This is a genomic window from Ravibacter arvi (assembly GCF_039540405.1).
GTDB classification, from domain to species: Bacteria; Bacteroidota; Bacteroidia; order Cytophagales; family Spirosomataceae; genus Ravibacter; species Ravibacter arvi.
This window is the reverse complement of record NZ_BAABEY010000012.1, coordinates 72,131-86,793: the sequence shown is the minus strand read 5'-3', so window position 1 is coordinate 86,793 and position 14,663 is coordinate 72,131. Positions and strand designations below refer to the sequence as shown.

15 protein-coding genes are annotated in these 14,663 nt (G+C 49.3%); 11 read left to right on the top strand and 4 right to left on the bottom strand.

The genetic code is table 11. From position 1 onward, the window contains the following. The first annotated feature begins 132 nt into the window (after window positions 1–132). From ABD852_RS06220 to ABD852_RS06210, 3 genes are all read left to right on the top strand, one after another. On the top strand, window positions 133–1,320 hold the full coding sequence (locus tag ABD852_RS06220) for an acyltransferase family protein (protein ID WP_345027268.1): 1,188 nt from the start codon (window positions 133–135) through the stop codon (window positions 1,318–1,320). A 98-nt stretch (window positions 1,321–1,418) separates the two neighbouring features. After that, the gene (locus ABD852_RS06215) at window positions 1,419–2,312 is read left to right on the top strand and encodes an alpha/beta hydrolase (RefSeq protein WP_345027265.1); all 894 of its coding nucleotides are present in this window, start codon (window positions 1,419–1,421) and stop codon (window positions 2,310–2,312) included. A 134-nt stretch (window positions 2,313–2,446) separates the two neighbouring features. Further along, entirely contained in the window at window positions 2,447–2,695 is a 249-nt protein-coding gene (locus ABD852_RS06210; RefSeq protein WP_345027262.1) for a DUF4834 domain-containing protein, read from the top strand. Between the two features lie 28 nt (window positions 2,696–2,723). Here the strand turns inward: ABD852_RS06210 and ABD852_RS06205 are convergent, their stop codons facing one another. Continuing rightward, window positions 2,724–3,437 carry a YebC/PmpR family DNA-binding transcriptional regulator gene (locus ABD852_RS06205; RefSeq protein WP_345027260.1) on the bottom strand — a complete coding sequence of 238 codons (714 nt, stop codon included), beginning with the start codon at window positions 3,435–3,437 and terminating at the stop codon, window positions 2,724–2,726. A 306-nt stretch (window positions 3,438–3,743) separates the two neighbouring features. Here ABD852_RS06205 and ABD852_RS06200 point away from each other — a divergent pair, with 306 nt between their 5' ends. Then, complete coding sequence (locus tag ABD852_RS06200) at window positions 3,744–4,652, top strand: hypothetical protein (protein WP_345027258.1); 909 nt, start codon at window positions 3,744–3,746, stop codon at window positions 4,650–4,652. Window positions 4,653–4,735: 83 nt separating this feature from the next. On the opposite strand, the gene ABD852_RS06195 is transcribed toward ABD852_RS06200, so the two are convergent. Further along, complete coding sequence (locus ABD852_RS06195; RefSeq protein ID WP_345027255.1) at window positions 4,736–6,454, bottom strand: GMC oxidoreductase; 1,719 nt, start codon at window positions 6,452–6,454, stop codon at window positions 4,736–4,738. 83 nt (window positions 6,455–6,537) lie between these two features. Next, entirely contained in the window at window positions 6,538–6,945 is a 408-nt protein-coding gene (arfB, locus tag ABD852_RS06190) for an alternative ribosome rescue aminoacyl-tRNA hydrolase ArfB (RefSeq protein ID WP_345027252.1), read from the bottom strand. Window positions 6,946–7,275: 330 nt separating this feature from the next. Between arfB and ABD852_RS06185 the strand changes: the two genes are divergently transcribed. From ABD852_RS06185 to ABD852_RS06160, 6 genes are all read left to right on the top strand, one after another. After that, window positions 7,276–8,571 carry a GWxTD domain-containing protein gene (locus tag ABD852_RS06185; protein ID WP_345027251.1) on the top strand — a complete coding sequence of 432 codons (1,296 nt, stop codon included), beginning with the start codon at window positions 7,276–7,278 and terminating at the stop codon, window positions 8,569–8,571. Next, window positions 8,547–9,320 carry a 23S rRNA (guanosine(2251)-2'-O)-methyltransferase RlmB gene (gene rlmB, locus ABD852_RS06180; RefSeq protein WP_345027249.1) on the top strand — a complete coding sequence of 258 codons (774 nt, stop codon included), beginning with the start codon at window positions 8,547–8,549 and terminating at the stop codon, window positions 9,318–9,320. Before ABD852_RS06185 ends, rlmB begins: the two co-directional genes overlap by 25 nt. Window positions 9,321–9,439: 119 nt before the next feature. Then, the gene (locus tag ABD852_RS06175) at window positions 9,440–9,787 is read left to right on the top strand and encodes a hypothetical protein (protein WP_345027248.1); all 348 of its coding nucleotides are present in this window, start codon (window positions 9,440–9,442) and stop codon (window positions 9,785–9,787) included. A gap of 223 nt (window positions 9,788–10,010) precedes the next feature. Beyond that, window positions 10,011–10,499 carry a hypothetical protein gene (locus ABD852_RS06170; protein ID WP_345027245.1) on the top strand — a complete coding sequence of 163 codons (489 nt, stop codon included), beginning with the start codon at window positions 10,011–10,013 and terminating at the stop codon, window positions 10,497–10,499. Continuing rightward, on the top strand, window positions 10,492–11,310 hold the full coding sequence (locus ABD852_RS06165; protein WP_345027241.1) for a sensor histidine kinase: 819 nt from the start codon (window positions 10,492–10,494) through the stop codon (window positions 11,308–11,310). The genes ABD852_RS06170 and ABD852_RS06165 overlap by 8 nt, the downstream gene beginning before the upstream one ends. A gap of 32 nt (window positions 11,311–11,342) precedes the next feature. Next, entirely contained in the window at window positions 11,343–12,002 is a 660-nt protein-coding gene (locus tag ABD852_RS06160) for a response regulator transcription factor (RefSeq protein ID WP_345027240.1), read from the top strand. Window positions 12,003–12,100: 98 nt separating this feature from the next. On the opposite strand, the gene ABD852_RS06155 is transcribed toward ABD852_RS06160, so the two are convergent. Beyond that, the gene (locus ABD852_RS06155) at window positions 12,101–12,646 is read right to left on the bottom strand and encodes a hypothetical protein (protein ID WP_345027237.1); all 546 of its coding nucleotides are present in this window, start codon (window positions 12,644–12,646) and stop codon (window positions 12,101–12,103) included. A gap of 145 nt (window positions 12,647–12,791) precedes the next feature. On the opposite strand from ABD852_RS06155, the gene htpG reads away from it, so the two are divergent. Then, window positions 12,792–14,618 (top strand): molecular chaperone HtpG, encoded by a 1,827-nt coding sequence (gene htpG, locus ABD852_RS06150; protein WP_345027235.1) that lies wholly within the window; start codon window positions 12,792–12,794, stop codon window positions 14,616–14,618. The last annotated feature ends 45 nt before the right edge of the window (window positions 14,619–14,663 follow it).

Genomic DNA, 14,663 nt, shown 5'->3' with positions numbered 1-14,663 from the left:
TCAGCTGCCAGTTAAAACAGGAAAACATTTTTTTAAGAGTAGGCGTAGCCCTGATTGACGCTTTTCGGTATTACAACATAAGGCAGAGTGTCAACCCTTTACTTTTAAAGATCTCCGTTTTATTAAAAATGTATGTGTGCTAAAGTCAATCAGGCATTACCTCAACGCGTCGTTTCCGTAGATGTTTACAGGGGGTTTGTGATGTTTCTTATGCTTGCCGAGGTGCTGCGGTTGCGCCAGGTTTCAAAAGCGCTCCCGGAAAGTTCTTTCTGGGCTTTCCTGGCTGATCAGCAATCTCATGTGCCCTGGATAGGCTGTACGCTTCATGATCTGATTCAGCCCTCGTTTTCTTTCCTGGTAGGGGTGGCCATGCCTTTTTCGCTTCTGTCCCGGAAGGGCAGGGGAATGGGCGCCGGTTCGCTGTGGCTTCATACGCTTAAACGAGCGCTTATTTTAGTGCTTTTGGGTATATTCCTGCGTTCCATGCACAGCGCCCAGACAAACTTTACATTCGAGGATACCCTCACGCAAATAGGTCTGGGTTATCCCTTTTTATTCGCGCTGGCATTTGTAAAACGACCGGTTCAATGGGGGGCTTTCGGCGCCATCCTGATCGGCTACTGGCTTTTCTTTGCCATGTACCCGCTGCCTGGTCCGGGTTTTGACTGGAGCCAGACCGGCGTTACAGCCGACTGGGAGCATCATCTGAAGGGATTTGCAGCGCACTGGAATAAGAACACCAATCCGGCCTGGGCTTTTGATCGCTGGTTTCTCAACCTCTTTCCCAGGGAAAAGCCTTTCCTTTTCAATAGCGGCGGCTATGCAACGCTTAGTTTTATCCCGACGCTGGCCACAATGGTGCTCGGGCTTTTTGCCGGACAGTGGCTCAGGGACAGGAACAGGGAGCTGCTCAGGAAGTTTATCGTGATTGGCGTTATATTGCTGGCGGCCGGTTTCCTGCTGTCGGCACTGGGAGTCAATCCTATCGTGAAACGGATCTGGACACCCGGCTGGGTGCTCTGGAGCGGCGGATGGTGTTTTCTCCTGCTTGCGGTCTTCTATCTTCTTACCGATGTGGCCGGCATTGAGAAACCGTTCTATTTCCTGAAGGTAATTGGTGCGAATTCAATTGCCGCGTACGTAATGGCCGATGTGCTTCCCAGGTTCATAGACGACTCGCTTAAGATTCATTTTGGGGCCGGCTACGCGAATTGGTTTGGCGAACCTTACCAGGTGCTGGTCGCGGGGATGCTCCAGCTTTTGCTCATGTGGCTCATCCTGCGCTGGATGTATGTCCGGAAGATTTTCATCAAAATCTAACTGCAATACGGCCCGGTCCGCTATTTTTGCCGTTAAGTAAGTTTTTCTTCGCCGGGGTAGTCCCGTCGAAGACAGGCGTATTTAATTGCAAATTTGCGATGAGCTGGAAGTTGCTATTTTGGGCATTCCCCGTTTTATTATTTGCGTCATGCGATCAGTTGAGCCTCAGCTCCAGGGAGTTTGATTCAAAGATCAATGACCCGATCGTGCGCTATAAGGAAGACCGTGACGTGGCCTACGGAAAGAATCCCTATCAGCGTGTAGACGTTTTTTTCCCGGAAAGTGTATATGAGCGACCTTCCGAGGTGATGATCATGATACATGGCGGGAATTGGTTTTTTGGCGATAAATGGTTCCTTCAGCCTTCGGTAGACGAGGTAATGAAGGCGAGGAAAAATCTCACCATTGTGAACATTAACTATACCATAACGGTATTAGATCCGCGCAAAACAATGTTTGAACAGCAAATGGCGGACATTGACAGTTGTGTGAGCTACCTGCGACGAAATGTTGCGAAATACAATATCCGCGCCGACCGGTTTGCGATTATGGGCGCAAGTGCGGGTGCTCACCTCGCGCTTTCCTATGCTTACACCCTCGGAAAGAAGAAGATTCACACCGTGCTCGGGATGAGCGCCATTACCGAGCTTGCTTCTGCCAAATACCTTACGCCGACGCTGATTAATGACATCAAAGGACTAACCGGGTATGACGAACGGAAAAAAAACGAGGAGGTGCTGGTGAAGGCAAGCCCGGTTCATCTGGCATCGGCTGATGCGCCCCGGACCATTTTGCTCTACGGCCTGGATGACGGGTCTGTAGCGGTCCGTCAACAGACCCTGCTACGTGAGCGCCTGCTTGCTCTTAAAGTGCCGAATTCACTGTATACGCTGAAAGGACAGGGACATAATGTAGAGGCCAAGTACGTGGCGGAAACTATTCTCGGCGGATTGGGTGCGGACGAGTACGATTTGTACTCTGAGGAATTCTAGGCCGTTTCTCACCGGTCGCCACCGCTGGTGGCCCGTTTTGGGCCTTTCATAAACGAAGCTGAATATTTTCAGTTTTTTTTCGTTTACTTTATATATTCAATTGGAATAATTTTGTAAGCCTTAAGTGTTGGACAATGTTTAAATTCATTTTAAATATTCTTTTGATCTTTATTGCCCTGATCATTTTTGTGCCCGTTTTCCGCAGGTTTTTATTACATCTTTTAGTAGGACGTAAGCTGGTGAAAGAACAGCGGCGCGCGAATGAGGCTTTCCGCAAAAGGGAAGAAAAAGATGGAATACATGTTGATCACCAGCCCCGGGACCGATCGGGAACGATAAAAGGAGGAGACTATATCGACTACGAAGAGATCAAGGATAAGTAAGAAAAAAAGCCCTGAGAAGGGCTTTTTTTTATTCCATGTTGTGGAAGACCCGTTGAACGTCGTCGTCTTCTTCAATTTTCTCGATGAGCTTCTCCACCTCGGCAACCTGGTCGGGTTCAAGGCTTTTCATGTCGTTCGGAATCCGCTCGAAATCCGCTTCAACGAGCTCGAAATTGTTTTCTTCGAGGTGGTGCTGCAAAGCTCCGAAAGCAGTGAATTCACCGTAAATAAAAATAAGACCGCTTTCTTCGTCCAGGAAAACATCGTCTGCGCCGAAATCGATCAGCTCCAGCTCCAGTTCATCCAGGTCAACTCCGTCTTTCCTGACCTTGAAAATGCATTTGCGCTCGAAGATAAAGTCGAGCATACCGGTGGTGCCCAGGCTGCCGCCCAGCTTGTTGAAATAGCTTCTGACGTTCGCTACTGTTCGGGTCGGGTTATCGGTAGTGCTTTCGACGAGTATGGCAATCCCATGCGGTCCGTATCCTTCGTAGACCATCTCCTTGTAATCTTCCTGGTCTTTGGAGGTAGCCCTTTTGATGGCACGCTCCACGTTTTCTTTGGGCATGTTGGCCGCCCGCGCGTTCTGCAGAACTGCTCTCAGCCTTGAATTGGTGGCCGGGTCGGCCGTTCCGTTCTTAATGGCCAGAACAATATCCTTGCCTATCCTGGTGAACACTTTGGCCATCTGGCCCCAACGTTTAAATTTTCTCGCTTTGCGATATTCAAAGGCTCTTCCCATTGCTTTGTAATCTGGTATTGATGGTAACGGCGGCACCGGCCGTTCTGTTTGGCGCAAAAATACAAAACACTTAAGAAATTGCACATTTTCCCGGCTTTCTTGTTGACAGGCTGTCCGACACAGATTTCCACACTTTGCGGAAAGCGATGATTCCGGTGATTGGAGCAAACTGTTTGTTGAAAAACACCGATCTGGCCGGTTTTAGCCACTATTACGGTATCAGTACTTCCTTCTGGCCCCTCATGATGAAGCGTTCGGATTATGGTATGGTTTTTGCTGTAACACTCAAAAAAACCATCACAATCTATGGAAAAGAAAAGTAACTCCGGGATCCTCGCCGCATTAGTAATTATGACCATTCTGGCGGGCGTCTTCGCCTATCTGTATTACCAGGAAAAACAGCTTTCGGGCAAGCAAACCCAGGACATTCAGGCAAAGGTCACTGAACTGGCCGGCATGGAAATGAAACTCGACAGTATTTCGCGGAAGCTGGACGAGAAAATCGCCGAGGTAGAAGGTTTGGGCGGCGACCTGGCAGAGCTGACCAAGATGAAGCAGCAACTTGAGGCTGACCGTGCGTCACTCCGTAAAGGAAATGCCAATCTGGGCGGCAAAATTAAAGAATACGAGACTTTCCTTAAGCAGAAAGACGAGGAAATCGCACAATTGCGCCAGGAGAATCAGCAGCTTCTCAGTGAAAAGGAAGAGCTGACTACCGCCAACCAAACGCTGACCCAGGAAAGAGCAACTGTAAGGGATTCACTGTCGGGCGCACTGGCAAAAACAGAGGAACTTGCCGGGAAAGTGCACATTGCTTCGGCGTTAAAAGCCCGGAATGTGAAAACCTATGCGGTCTCTTCTAAAGGGAAAGTCCGGGAAGGTGAAAAAGTGAAGTCGAAACGGGTAGATAAAATCAGGGTGGATTTTATGCTTGAGAAAAACCCGCTGTCAGAGACGGGAACCAAGCTGGTCTACCTGAGAATTCTCGACCCCAATGGCGCTACAATTTCCGACACGGGTACCGGCTCGGGAACTTTCCAATACAACGGGGAGACGCACCAGTATACCTATTCAAAAGAGGTGGATTACACCAACAACAATCAGGATGTGAGCATATTGTATGACCGGAGCGGTGATTTTACCTCCGGCAACTACGCGGTACAACTGTTTTGCGAAGGCTTTCTTATAGGAGAGGGGACTTTCTCTGTCCGTTAATCGGTACCAAGGTTTTTAAAACGTCGTCTATTGGCCAGGGTTCACCGCCGGTAGACGACGTTTATTTGGGTGCGGTTATCCGGTTAAAATTCGTTTTTCTTCATAGCGGTAACGGCATAGTCGGCCGCGCGGGCGGTAAGAGCCATGTAGGTCAGTGACGGGTTGGAACAGCTGGAGGAAGTCATAGCCGAACCGTCGGTGGCAAAGAGATTGGGAACCTGGTGAAATTGATTCCATTGGTTGAGAATCGATGTTTTCGGATCCCTACCCATCCTTACGCCTCCCATTTCATGGGTGCAGAAACCGATGTACTTGATATCATCGAAGGTGCTGATGTCAGTTGCGCCCGCAGCTTCGAGCATTTCCGCGGCGTCACTCATCATGTCTTTGCGCATCGCTTTCTCATTTTCGCGGTATTCCGCATCAGCCACCAGCATGGGCAGGCCCCAGGGATCTTTCCGGGTCCGGTCGAGGTATACCCGGTTTTCTTCGTACGGGAGGCATTCTCCGTAGCCGTTGAGGTTCATGCTCCAATCGCCGGGAGCGCTCAGCTTGTCTTTGAAGCCGGCGCCAAAGCCTTTTGTTGATGTCCCGCGCTGCCATCCCCCCCTTGAGCCGCCTCCCTGGTAGCCGAAGCCGCGGAAATATCCGTCGCCCTTTTCGAGGTAGTTGCGGTACCTGGCCACGTAAATTCCGTTAGCCCGCCGTCCAAAAAAATATTTGTTATTGAAGTCCCGGAAGGTGCCTTTGGCCCCGGCAGACTGGTGGTGATCCATGATGAATTTCCCCAGGCTTGCGGTTTCGTTGTTGCCGAGCCCTTCCGGAAAGCGCGGGGAGGTAGAATTGAGGAGTAAAAAATTGGTAGCCATCGTCGAAGCATTCAGGAAAATCACCCGGGCGTGGAAGATTATTTCTTCTTTGCTTTCCTGGTCGATCACTTTGACACCGGTTGCCCTGCCTCTGTTTTCGTCAAAAATTACTTCATGAACAAGGGAGTTGGGCCTGAGTGTCAGGCGACCGGTTGCCATGGCTGCCGGGAGGGTAGCCGATTGGGTGCTGAAGTAGGCACCGTAAGGGCAGCCTCTGGAGCAGAGGTTCCGGAACTGACAGGAGGCGCGCCCCAGTTGAAGCTGTTCGGGGGTAGGAGCGGTGAGGTTGGCAGACCTCCCGATCATGAGCTTGCGGCTGACCTTCCATTTTTGTTCAATTGCCGATCTGACGTGCTGCTCGACGCAGCTTAATTCCATAGGCGCCTGAAAGACGCCATCCGGCAGCTGCGGCAATCCTTCAGCGGAGCCGCTGACCCCTATGAACCGTTCTACGTAGTCATACCAGGGAGCAAGGTCTTTGTATCGGATGGGCCAGTCAACGCCGTGCCCGTCTTTCAGGTTGGCTTCAAAGTCGAGGTCACTCCAACGGTAGCTCTGCCGGCCCCAAACCAATGAGCGCCCCCCCACAACAAAAGCACGGGTCCATTGAAAAGGTTTGGCTTCCAGGTAGGGATATCGTATGTCCTGTGTCATCAAGCCGGTTGTCGCCTCGGTAAGCGCGTATTTCCTGGCCTGAACCGGGTAGTTTTCCTTTACTTCATTGGTGAGCCTTCCACGGTGCGGAAATTCCCAGGGCGCTTTTAATGCGGTTTCATAACCCTCGATATGTTTTACATCGGGACCGCGTTCCAGCAACAAAACCCGGAGGCCTTTTTCAGTGAGTTCCTTTGCGGCCCAACCGCCGCTTATTCCCGACCCGACAACGATAGCATCGTACGAGTTCTGCGTTTTTGATTTGAGGTTAAGATTCATAGTTTGAATGTTGTTGGTAGGGGTGAGATGTGAGGTGTGAGGGGTGAGGGTGTACTCATACCTTACACCTCAAACCTCACCCCTTACTCCCATCCTGTTTTCCGGCGACCGGCCTTTCTTTCGGACCGGTGGCTTTTGGCTTTTTGCCTGGCAAGGACCGAAGCTTTGGTTGGCCGCGTTGGTTTTCTCGGTGGTAATTTTGTTAATGCGTTGCGTAGAAGCGTTCCGAATTTGCCGATCACAAGTTCCTTATTGGCAAGCTGTGAGCGTTCCGTCTGGTGATATAAAACAAGTATTCCTTCAGCGGTAACGCGATTTCTTAACTTGTTCAGAAGAATTTTCTTCTCCTCTTCGGTCAGAACTTCCGAATTTTGAATGTCGAACCTCAATTCAACTTTGCTCTCAACCTTGTTTACGTTCTGGCCGCCCTTTCCACCGCTTCGCGCGGTCTGGAAGCTGAGTTCCGGAAGCAGTTTTTCCAGTAAGGTCATGTTTTGAAATAATCGGCTTTTTTTTAATTCTGTCTTTCAAATAACAGGGCGCTCACCACGCTCCTGTTTTGGCAGGGTTGAATATAGTTGATTTTTTGTGTGAATAATCTGATTTCGGAATAAATGAGCCTGCTCCCGGTTGTGTTGCTGATTGTCTTCGGACCATTCGTTTTTTATCGGGCGGATGCTTCGTTTTACCCGCAATACGGTAGGGCAGACTCCGCCTGTGGGACACCGGGGCCTTTCAGTAGCGACGTGCAAATATTTGGCGGTTTTTTAGCAAAAAAGCTACATTACTTCGTTCTTTACAGATAAAAGAAATCAGATGGCATGAAAAAGTACTTTTGGGGTCTTTTCGGAATTTTTATAGCAGCCGGAATGGCCGGTTGTTCCTCCTCAAGGAAGGCGGATCAGGCCATGAAGGGAATTAATAAGCAGGGGGAAATGGGGACTGCTGCGAGGGGTGCGGAATCCGAAGAGTTTTCGCCGCCCGTCATTGAGTCTAAGTTCCTTGATAAGGACGCGGATAACACACGCGTTTACCTTTTTGTGACAGTTTACAAGGGGAAAAACCCGTTGACCGTAGAGGAGTTTACCGGTAAGTTCAACCTGAATTATGTGGTATACAGCGACTACGGAAGCCGTGACCGATTGGGGTACGGGAATGTACCGCTCGACGGTAATTCCGTTACCAGGGCGGGAGATCATATACTCGTGCAGTTCGACATAAAGAAACCATCGGGAAAAGAAGCAGGGGTAGTGCTCAGTGAAATCAGCGAGGCGGGCACGCTGAAAAAATCTCTGAATGACCTGCCGGTGCGGTTCTCCAATCTACGTACCGGTGATCAGTATGGTGTTTTTGACGTGGCTACCGGCAATTTGCTCAACCGGAATTTTGTACGGGAGCAGGAGCGGGTGGTGATCAAAAGCCTTTCCGGACAAACGGTGCCTCTTATGGCATCCTATTACCGGCATACCTTTGATCCTGCGAGTTCACCTATGAATACCTCCGCAAAAGGTACGCCCCGGACCCTTAAGGTAGATAGTGCTTTCAGTACGGTTCCCGGTGAGGAACTTGCCCTGAACAGAAAAGGACTTTACTATTTTGTTGCCGACACTGCGAAACACGATGGTATTGGTTTGCTTGTCACCAATGACCGTTTTCCGAAAATGACTTATCCGGAGCAATTGACGGGGCCGATACAGTACATGAGTACCAATGCCGAGATCAAAAACATGCAGAATACTGAAAATGCCAAGAAAGCGCTCGACCGGTACTGGCTGTCGCTGGTTAATGGCAACCAGGACCTGGCGCGCAGCATGATCAGAAGCTATTATGAAAGAGTGGAGGAGGCCAATCGCCTGTTTACGACCTATAAGGAGGGCTGGAAGACCGATAAGGGAATGATTTTTATTGTCCTGGGCAATCCGGACAAAGTTCAGCGGAGCAAGGACCGGGAAGTTTGGGTCTATAACCAGCGGGGGAGCGCCAATAATATTAATTTTACTTTTAATAAAAGAACCAATCAATTCGTCGATAACCACTATGAACTGGTTCGCTATGTCGAATATCAGCCCATTTGGTACCCGATGGTAGAAGCATGGAGAACCGGCAATATCAGGTAAGAAGACCTGTAAAAAAGAGACCTCCGCAAGGAGATATGGCATTCGGCGTTCAGCCGGTTTTAGAAACGTTGCGCTCAGGCAAAGAGGTCGAGCGGCTGTTCATCCAACGTGAAATGGGAATGAACGAAATCGTGAAGCTTGCGGAAAGCAGGCAGATCGCGATTCACCGGGTCCCGCTGGAAAAACTCAACCGGCTTACCCGGAAAAACCACCAGGGGGTCGTTTGCTTCTTGTCGCCTATTCGTTACGCGCCAGTGCACAACGTACTAACCCAGGTGTATGAAGCGGGTAAAGTGCCCCTGTTCCTGCTGCTTGACCGGGTAACGGATGTCAGAAATTTTGGCGCTATTGTCAGAACCGCCGAGTGTGCCGGCGTTCAGGCGGTGATCGTGCCGGCCAAAGGCGGGGCAATGATCAATGCCGATGCGATGAAGACCTCCTCGGGCGCGCTTAACTATATGCCTATTTGCCGGGAAGAGAGCCTTAAAGAGGTAGTCCGCTACCTGCTGGAAAGCGGCCTTCAATGTATAGCCTGTACGGAAAAATCCTCAACTCCTCTTTACCAGGCTGATTTTACGACGCCTACGGTAATCATAATGGGGTCGGAGGAAGACGGCATTTCTCCGGATCTGCTGGAACTGGCGGGCGTCAGGGTAGCGATTCCGCTGTTGGGTGAAGTGGATTCCCTCAATGTTTCAGCGGCTGCTTCGGTCATTTTATACGAAAGCGTGAGGCAGCGTATCGCCTGAGCGGCAGCGGTTAGCGGCGAGGGGGCATAGCATTGCCCCGCGTTATTTATTAAACGGTATGTCCGGGAGGCCGTGAAGTGGGTATCTTGGGCGAAAGTTTTACCAACCCCCCATCTTCTATGTCCGATATCCATTTTACGGAAAATGATGGTTCTTTCATTTCTCAGACCGAGGCGGATGAACTCATTTTGAAGACCCGCGCTTTCTACAAGGAAAGCGAAATCAAGTCAACAGACTATACGCATTACCAGGTTTTTGGAAAAGCCAGGCTACAGCAGCTCCTCGATGAGGCAGACAGCAAGTGTGTTGCATTTAAATTTCATTTCGTAGCAGACGAAAAGCTTAATAACCCTCGCCTGGTTGTTATGGCGGTAGATGAAAATGGCAACGTATTGGCAGGCCAGGTGCTTGCAGCCGGCCCTTCATGTCCGCCGAAATGTTTTCCACCCATTCCGCCGGATAACTAGACAAGTTTGAAATTCGGTGAAAACGTTACGGCTCATTCTTTTATTTTTTGAGTACTACCCGATTTACCTAAGTGTTTTTGTTACACTGATCCCGATTGGAATACTGGTTGCAAAGTATAGGAAACTTGAGGTAGGCTTCCGCTTGCTGTTGATTTATCTAATCTGCAAGTTTGTACTGGATTGGGCGATGATTTATACCGCTGCGACGGGGCAAAATAATATTTTGCTGCACAATCTACATGTGCCCCTCCGGTACGTTTTATTGAGCAGTATGATGTACCAATTCCTGGAGTCGAAAAAGTTGAGGCAGACGATTAAATGGATGATTCCCATCTTTTTAATGCTCAGTGTCGGAGAGATATATGTTTCCTATCAACCTGGCAATAGCGACCAGGAGCACTTTTGGGTTAGATATATCGGGGTTTTGGAGTGTATACTGATGCTGTTATGGATACTGCTGTATTTTTACGAATTGCTGAAGTCATTGAAGGTGGTTAATCTGTTGGCCTCGGCAAGATTTGTAACTGTAGTTGCCTGGATGTTTTTTTTCGCGTCCCGGGTTTTTTTTGCACCGTTTCTCTATTACTATGCTCGTATGCATGGGCGGCTGGATCTGGGTGCTTTGGATCTAATTCCGGACTACATGGACCTCCTGACTATCCTGATTTTGGCGGTTGCGGTGGGATTGATTACTTCTCAAAACAATGATTGAGCAAAATCAAATCGCAATAGGGATTCTGTTTGGTTTTTTGTCCATGCTCCTGATGGCCGGCTTTATTGTTGTTTTTGCTATACAATACCAGCGGCGGCAGATGAAACAGGAGAAGGAACTCGGCGATGTGCAAAGGGAATATCAGAAGAGCCTGCTCGAGACGGCATTGGATTCGGAGGAAGCCGAGCGGAGAAGGATGGCCGGGGAGCTTCACGATGATATCGGGGTAATGCTTTCGCTTACCAAAATGAGCGTCAATCAATTGCAGCAGGGCCTGGGTGCTACCTCGGAAGACAATAAGGAAATGGTGCTTAAAATCCGGGGTTTGCTGGATGAAACCATGACCAACGTGCGCAGAATTTCAAAGGCGCTGGTTCCTACCACGTTGGAGCAATTCGGGCTGGAGGCGGCTGTGGAAGACCTGATCGTAAAGTTTTCAGGCATGGATGGAACGCGTGTCAGGCTGATAGAGAACGGGCAACAGATACCGCGCCTGGCCCCCAAGACAGAGCTCACGCTTTTCAGGGTGATCCAGGAATTGGTCAACAACGCGCTAAAGCATGCGAATGCTTCGACAATCGGCATAGAGATTTACAGCCAGTCCCAACGTATTTGGGTAAGAGTAAGGGACAATGGTTCTGGATTCGATGCGGATGCTGCCAGGATAAGTAAAAGCAGCGGACTGGGATTGAAAAATATTGAAAGCAGGTTAAGCATATTAAACGGAAGTGCAAAGTACGAGCGTATGGGTGAGGGTACGAGTGTTGTGGTTTCAGTTCCGCTTGTTTCCAGGGAAGAAACAGGAGCCTAGTGCGCTGAGTTTTGCAAAACAGACCAATCTAAATGGGAAAAATTGTACTCGGTATTGCGGATGACCATCGCCTGTTCAGGATGGGGTTCGTATCCATGCTGTCAGGGGTGGATGAATTCTGCTTCGCCTTTGAAGCCGGTAACGGGCAGGAACTGATTGACCGGTTGGCAGAGCAGCCTTGTGACATTGTGCTGCTGGATATCAACATGCCGGTGATGGATGGCATAAAGGCCACCGAAATTATGAAAGATCGATTCCCCGAGGTCAAAATCATTATCATTTCCATGTACGATGAAGACCGCTTTGTGACGCACATGCTGGAGCAGGGCGTGAACGGTTATCTCCTGAAAGATTCGTCCCCGGAAGAGGTTGAAAAAGCAATCAGGCAGGTGTATGAGGAGGGGGCTTATTACAGTGACTTTGTAGGGAAGGTTTTGCACCGGAAGCTATTGTCAAAGAAGGCCGATGCGGCGCCGGTGGTTTTCAATGCACCCTTCGCGTCAGATCTGTCTACGCGTGAGAAAGATGTTTTAAGGCTGCTTTGCGACGGGCTTTCCACTGCGGAAATAGGGGATAAGCTTTTTATAAGCAGCCGTACCGTGGAGGGATACCGTCAGCGAATTATTGAGAAGACGGGTGCGAAAAATATTGCCCAGGCGATTGCACTGGCTTACAAGCGACACTTATTCTAGTATGGATGGGGGAAGAGTCCCCTGCAGCCCCGGGAAGAACAATGGCCCCCCTTCATTTCGACGGCTTGCAGGAATATCCGGCTCCCCCCTATCCCCTTTTAGTTTTCTCCCCCGACGCGACGGCCTTTCAGCGTTTCGCGTTGTGAGTTAACCTGTTTCAAAAGGTCTTTGCTTACAAATAGCCTGGCTCCCACGCCACTCTGCACATCATACAGGTTGTCTTTATAGTTTATCTTGGAGTCTTCAGTGGTGGAGAGGTAGTATTGGTTGCCGGTGATCACGAACGGAATACCGTCTTTGTCCTGTTGAGAGTCATCCCACGAAGCGTTTATTTTCCCGGCCTCGGCGCTGAGTGATACACCGGGAGTAAACGGCCGGATGGTAATGGTATGCACGCTTTTCCCGTTCTGGATACTGATCTTGCCTTCCGAAGTAACCCCGATATCGTTCGGATTGACGCCCTCACGTTTGATTACCAGCATTTTGTCATTGTAGAACTGCACCTTCTCCAGGGGAATACCCGCCGATTCCAGGTCTTTTCTTAGCTCTTCCGTGAAAACAGTATAGTTGGTAAAAGGCACTTTGTTGGGGGTCGAACAGCCCAAAACCAAGCCGGTGATAACGGCCAAAAGTAATTTTCTCATTGCTAATTTTGAATTAAAACACAGTATTGCTGTCATTCTGGCAGTATTGCAACACTTTTTCACGTATTGGAACGCAATTTTGTGTTTGCATATTGCGATTACTGAATTTAAGATAAAAAAACTGTACCAAACCAAAATATCGTAAATGGAAACAATGCAGCAGGAGAAAGGTTCGCTAAGCATCCACACGGAAAATATTTTTCCTATCATCAAGAAATTTCTCTATTCCGACCATGAAATCTTCCTGAGGGAATTGGTTGCGAATGCGGTCGATGCTACACAGAAAGTGAAGCAATTGGCGTCTATGGGCGAATTCACAGGTGAATTGGGGGAGCTGAAAGTGACGGTGAAGCTGGACGAGGAGGCCAAAACGGTCACGATCAGCGATAACGGGATCGGGATGACTGCCGACGAGATCAAAAAATATATCAACCAGATCGCGTTTTCAGGAGCAAGCGAATTCGTTGAAAAGTACAAGGATAAAGGTGGCGAGGCCGGCATTATCGGCCACTTCGGGCTGGGCTTCTACTCTGCCTATATGGTGGCCTCGAAAGTGGAAATATTTACACGTTCTTACCGGGATGAGGCGCAGCCCGTTCGGTGGGAATGTGACGGCTCTACTGAATTTACAATTGAGCCTACCGTAAAAGAGCAGCGGGGAACTGACATCGTGCTGCACATTGCACCCGATTCGGAGGAATTCCTCCAGGGCGCCCGGCTCCGGCAAATTCTTGAAAAGTATGGGAAGTTTCTACCCATCCCGATCGAGTTCGAGGAGAAGGTGATCAACAACCCGACCCCCGTCTGGATCAAGAATCCTGCTGATCTGAAAGACGAAGATTACCTTGCTTTTTATAAAGAGCTTTACCCTTTCAGCGAAGACCCGCTTTTCTGGATTCACCTGAATGTGGATTACCCGTTCAACCTGACGGGCGTTTTGTACTTTCCAAAACTAAAGAACGATTTCCAGCTTCAGCGCGAGAAAATTCAACTGTACAGCCGCCAGGTTTTTATCACCGACGAAGTGAAGGATATTGTGCCTGACTTCCTCCAGTTGCTGCATGGTGTAATCGATTCCCCTGATATTCCGCTGAATGTGTCCAGAAGCTATCTTCAGGCGGACGGAAACGTGAAAAAAATAGGCAGCTACATTACGCGGAAGGTGGCTGACAAGCTTGCAGAGCTATTCAAAAATGACCGGGAAGGCTTCGAAAAGAAATTTGGAGACATCGGGTTGTTTGTGAAGTACGGCGCTATCAGCGATGAGAAATTTTACGAAAAAGCGAAGGACTTCTGTTTGTTGAAAAATACCGAGGGCCAGTATTTTACTTTCGATGAGTACCGCGAAAAAGTAAAGGAAAACCAGACTACCAAAGATGATCGCCAGGTATGGCTCTACACTTCCGACGCCGGTAAGCAGGATGCTTTCGTGGCTGCCGCACGCAAGAAGGATTACGATGTTCTGGTCCTCGACAGTCCGATCGACTCTCATTTTATCAACAGCCTGGAACAGAAGCTGGAAAAAGTAAGTGTGAAGCGCGTGGATGCCGATACGGTTGACAAGCTGGTGGAGAAAGAAATCATGCCCGAAAATCTGTTATCGGAAAAGGACCAGGAGGCGTTGAAAAGCCTGTTCCAGGGGGTGGCAGACAATAAATCGGCTTCGGTTAACATCGAGCCGCTTTCACCTGATGACTTGCCGGTAATCATCACTTTCCCTGAATTTATCCGCAGGATGATGGATATGCAGGCCACTTCGGGGCAGAGAAATATGTTTGGCGAAATGCCGATGATGTACACGGTGTCCGTCAATGGCAATCACCCGCTGGTAAATAAAATCCTGGCTGCCGAAGATGAGACAGAAAAAGGCAAGCTGGCGAAGCAGCTCTTCGATCTCGCCTTGCTGTCGCAGGGCATGCTTTCGGGAAGCGACCTGACCGCGTTTATCCAAAGAACGGTTTCAACTCTATAGCGAACAAAAAAGGGGAATGAGAACAACCGGTTCTCATTCCCCTCA

Coding starts and splice junctions, on each gene's coding strand:
- ABD852_RS06220 (WP_345027268.1), top strand. CDS start 133: ATGTGTGCTAAAGTCAATCAGGCATTACCTCAACGCGTCGTTTCCGTA.
- ABD852_RS06215 (WP_345027265.1), top strand. CDS start 1,419: ATGAGCTGGAAGTTGCTATTTTGGGCATTCCCCGTTTTATTATTTGCG.
- ABD852_RS06210 (WP_345027262.1), top strand. CDS start 2,447: ATGTTTAAATTCATTTTAAATATTCTTTTGATCTTTATTGCCCTGATC.
- ABD852_RS06205 (WP_345027260.1), bottom strand. CDS start 3,437: ATGGGAAGAGCCTTTGAATATCGCAAAGCGAGAAAATTTAAACGTTGG.
- ABD852_RS06200 (WP_345027258.1), top strand. CDS start 3,744: ATGGAAAAGAAAAGTAACTCCGGGATCCTCGCCGCATTAGTAATTATG.
- ABD852_RS06195 (WP_345027255.1), bottom strand. CDS start 6,454: ATGAATCTTAACCTCAAATCAAAAACGCAGAACTCGTACGATGCTATC.
- arfB (WP_345027252.1), bottom strand. CDS start 6,945: ATGACCTTACTGGAAAAACTGCTTCCGGAACTCAGCTTCCAGACCGCG.
- ABD852_RS06185 (WP_345027251.1), top strand. CDS start 7,276: ATGAAAAAGTACTTTTGGGGTCTTTTCGGAATTTTTATAGCAGCCGGA.
- rlmB (WP_345027249.1), top strand. CDS start 8,547: ATGGAGAACCGGCAATATCAGGTAAGAAGACCTGTAAAAAAGAGACCT.
- ABD852_RS06175 (WP_345027248.1), top strand. CDS start 9,440: ATGTCCGATATCCATTTTACGGAAAATGATGGTTCTTTCATTTCTCAG.
- ABD852_RS06165 (WP_345027241.1), top strand. CDS start 10,492: ATGATTGAGCAAAATCAAATCGCAATAGGGATTCTGTTTGGTTTTTTG.
- ABD852_RS06160 (WP_345027240.1), top strand. CDS start 11,343: ATGGGAAAAATTGTACTCGGTATTGCGGATGACCATCGCCTGTTCAGG.
- ABD852_RS06155 (WP_345027237.1), bottom strand. CDS start 12,646: ATGAGAAAATTACTTTTGGCCGTTATCACCGGCTTGGTTTTGGGCTGT.
- htpG (WP_345027235.1), top strand. CDS start 12,792: ATGGAAACAATGCAGCAGGAGAAAGGTTCGCTAAGCATCCACACGGAA.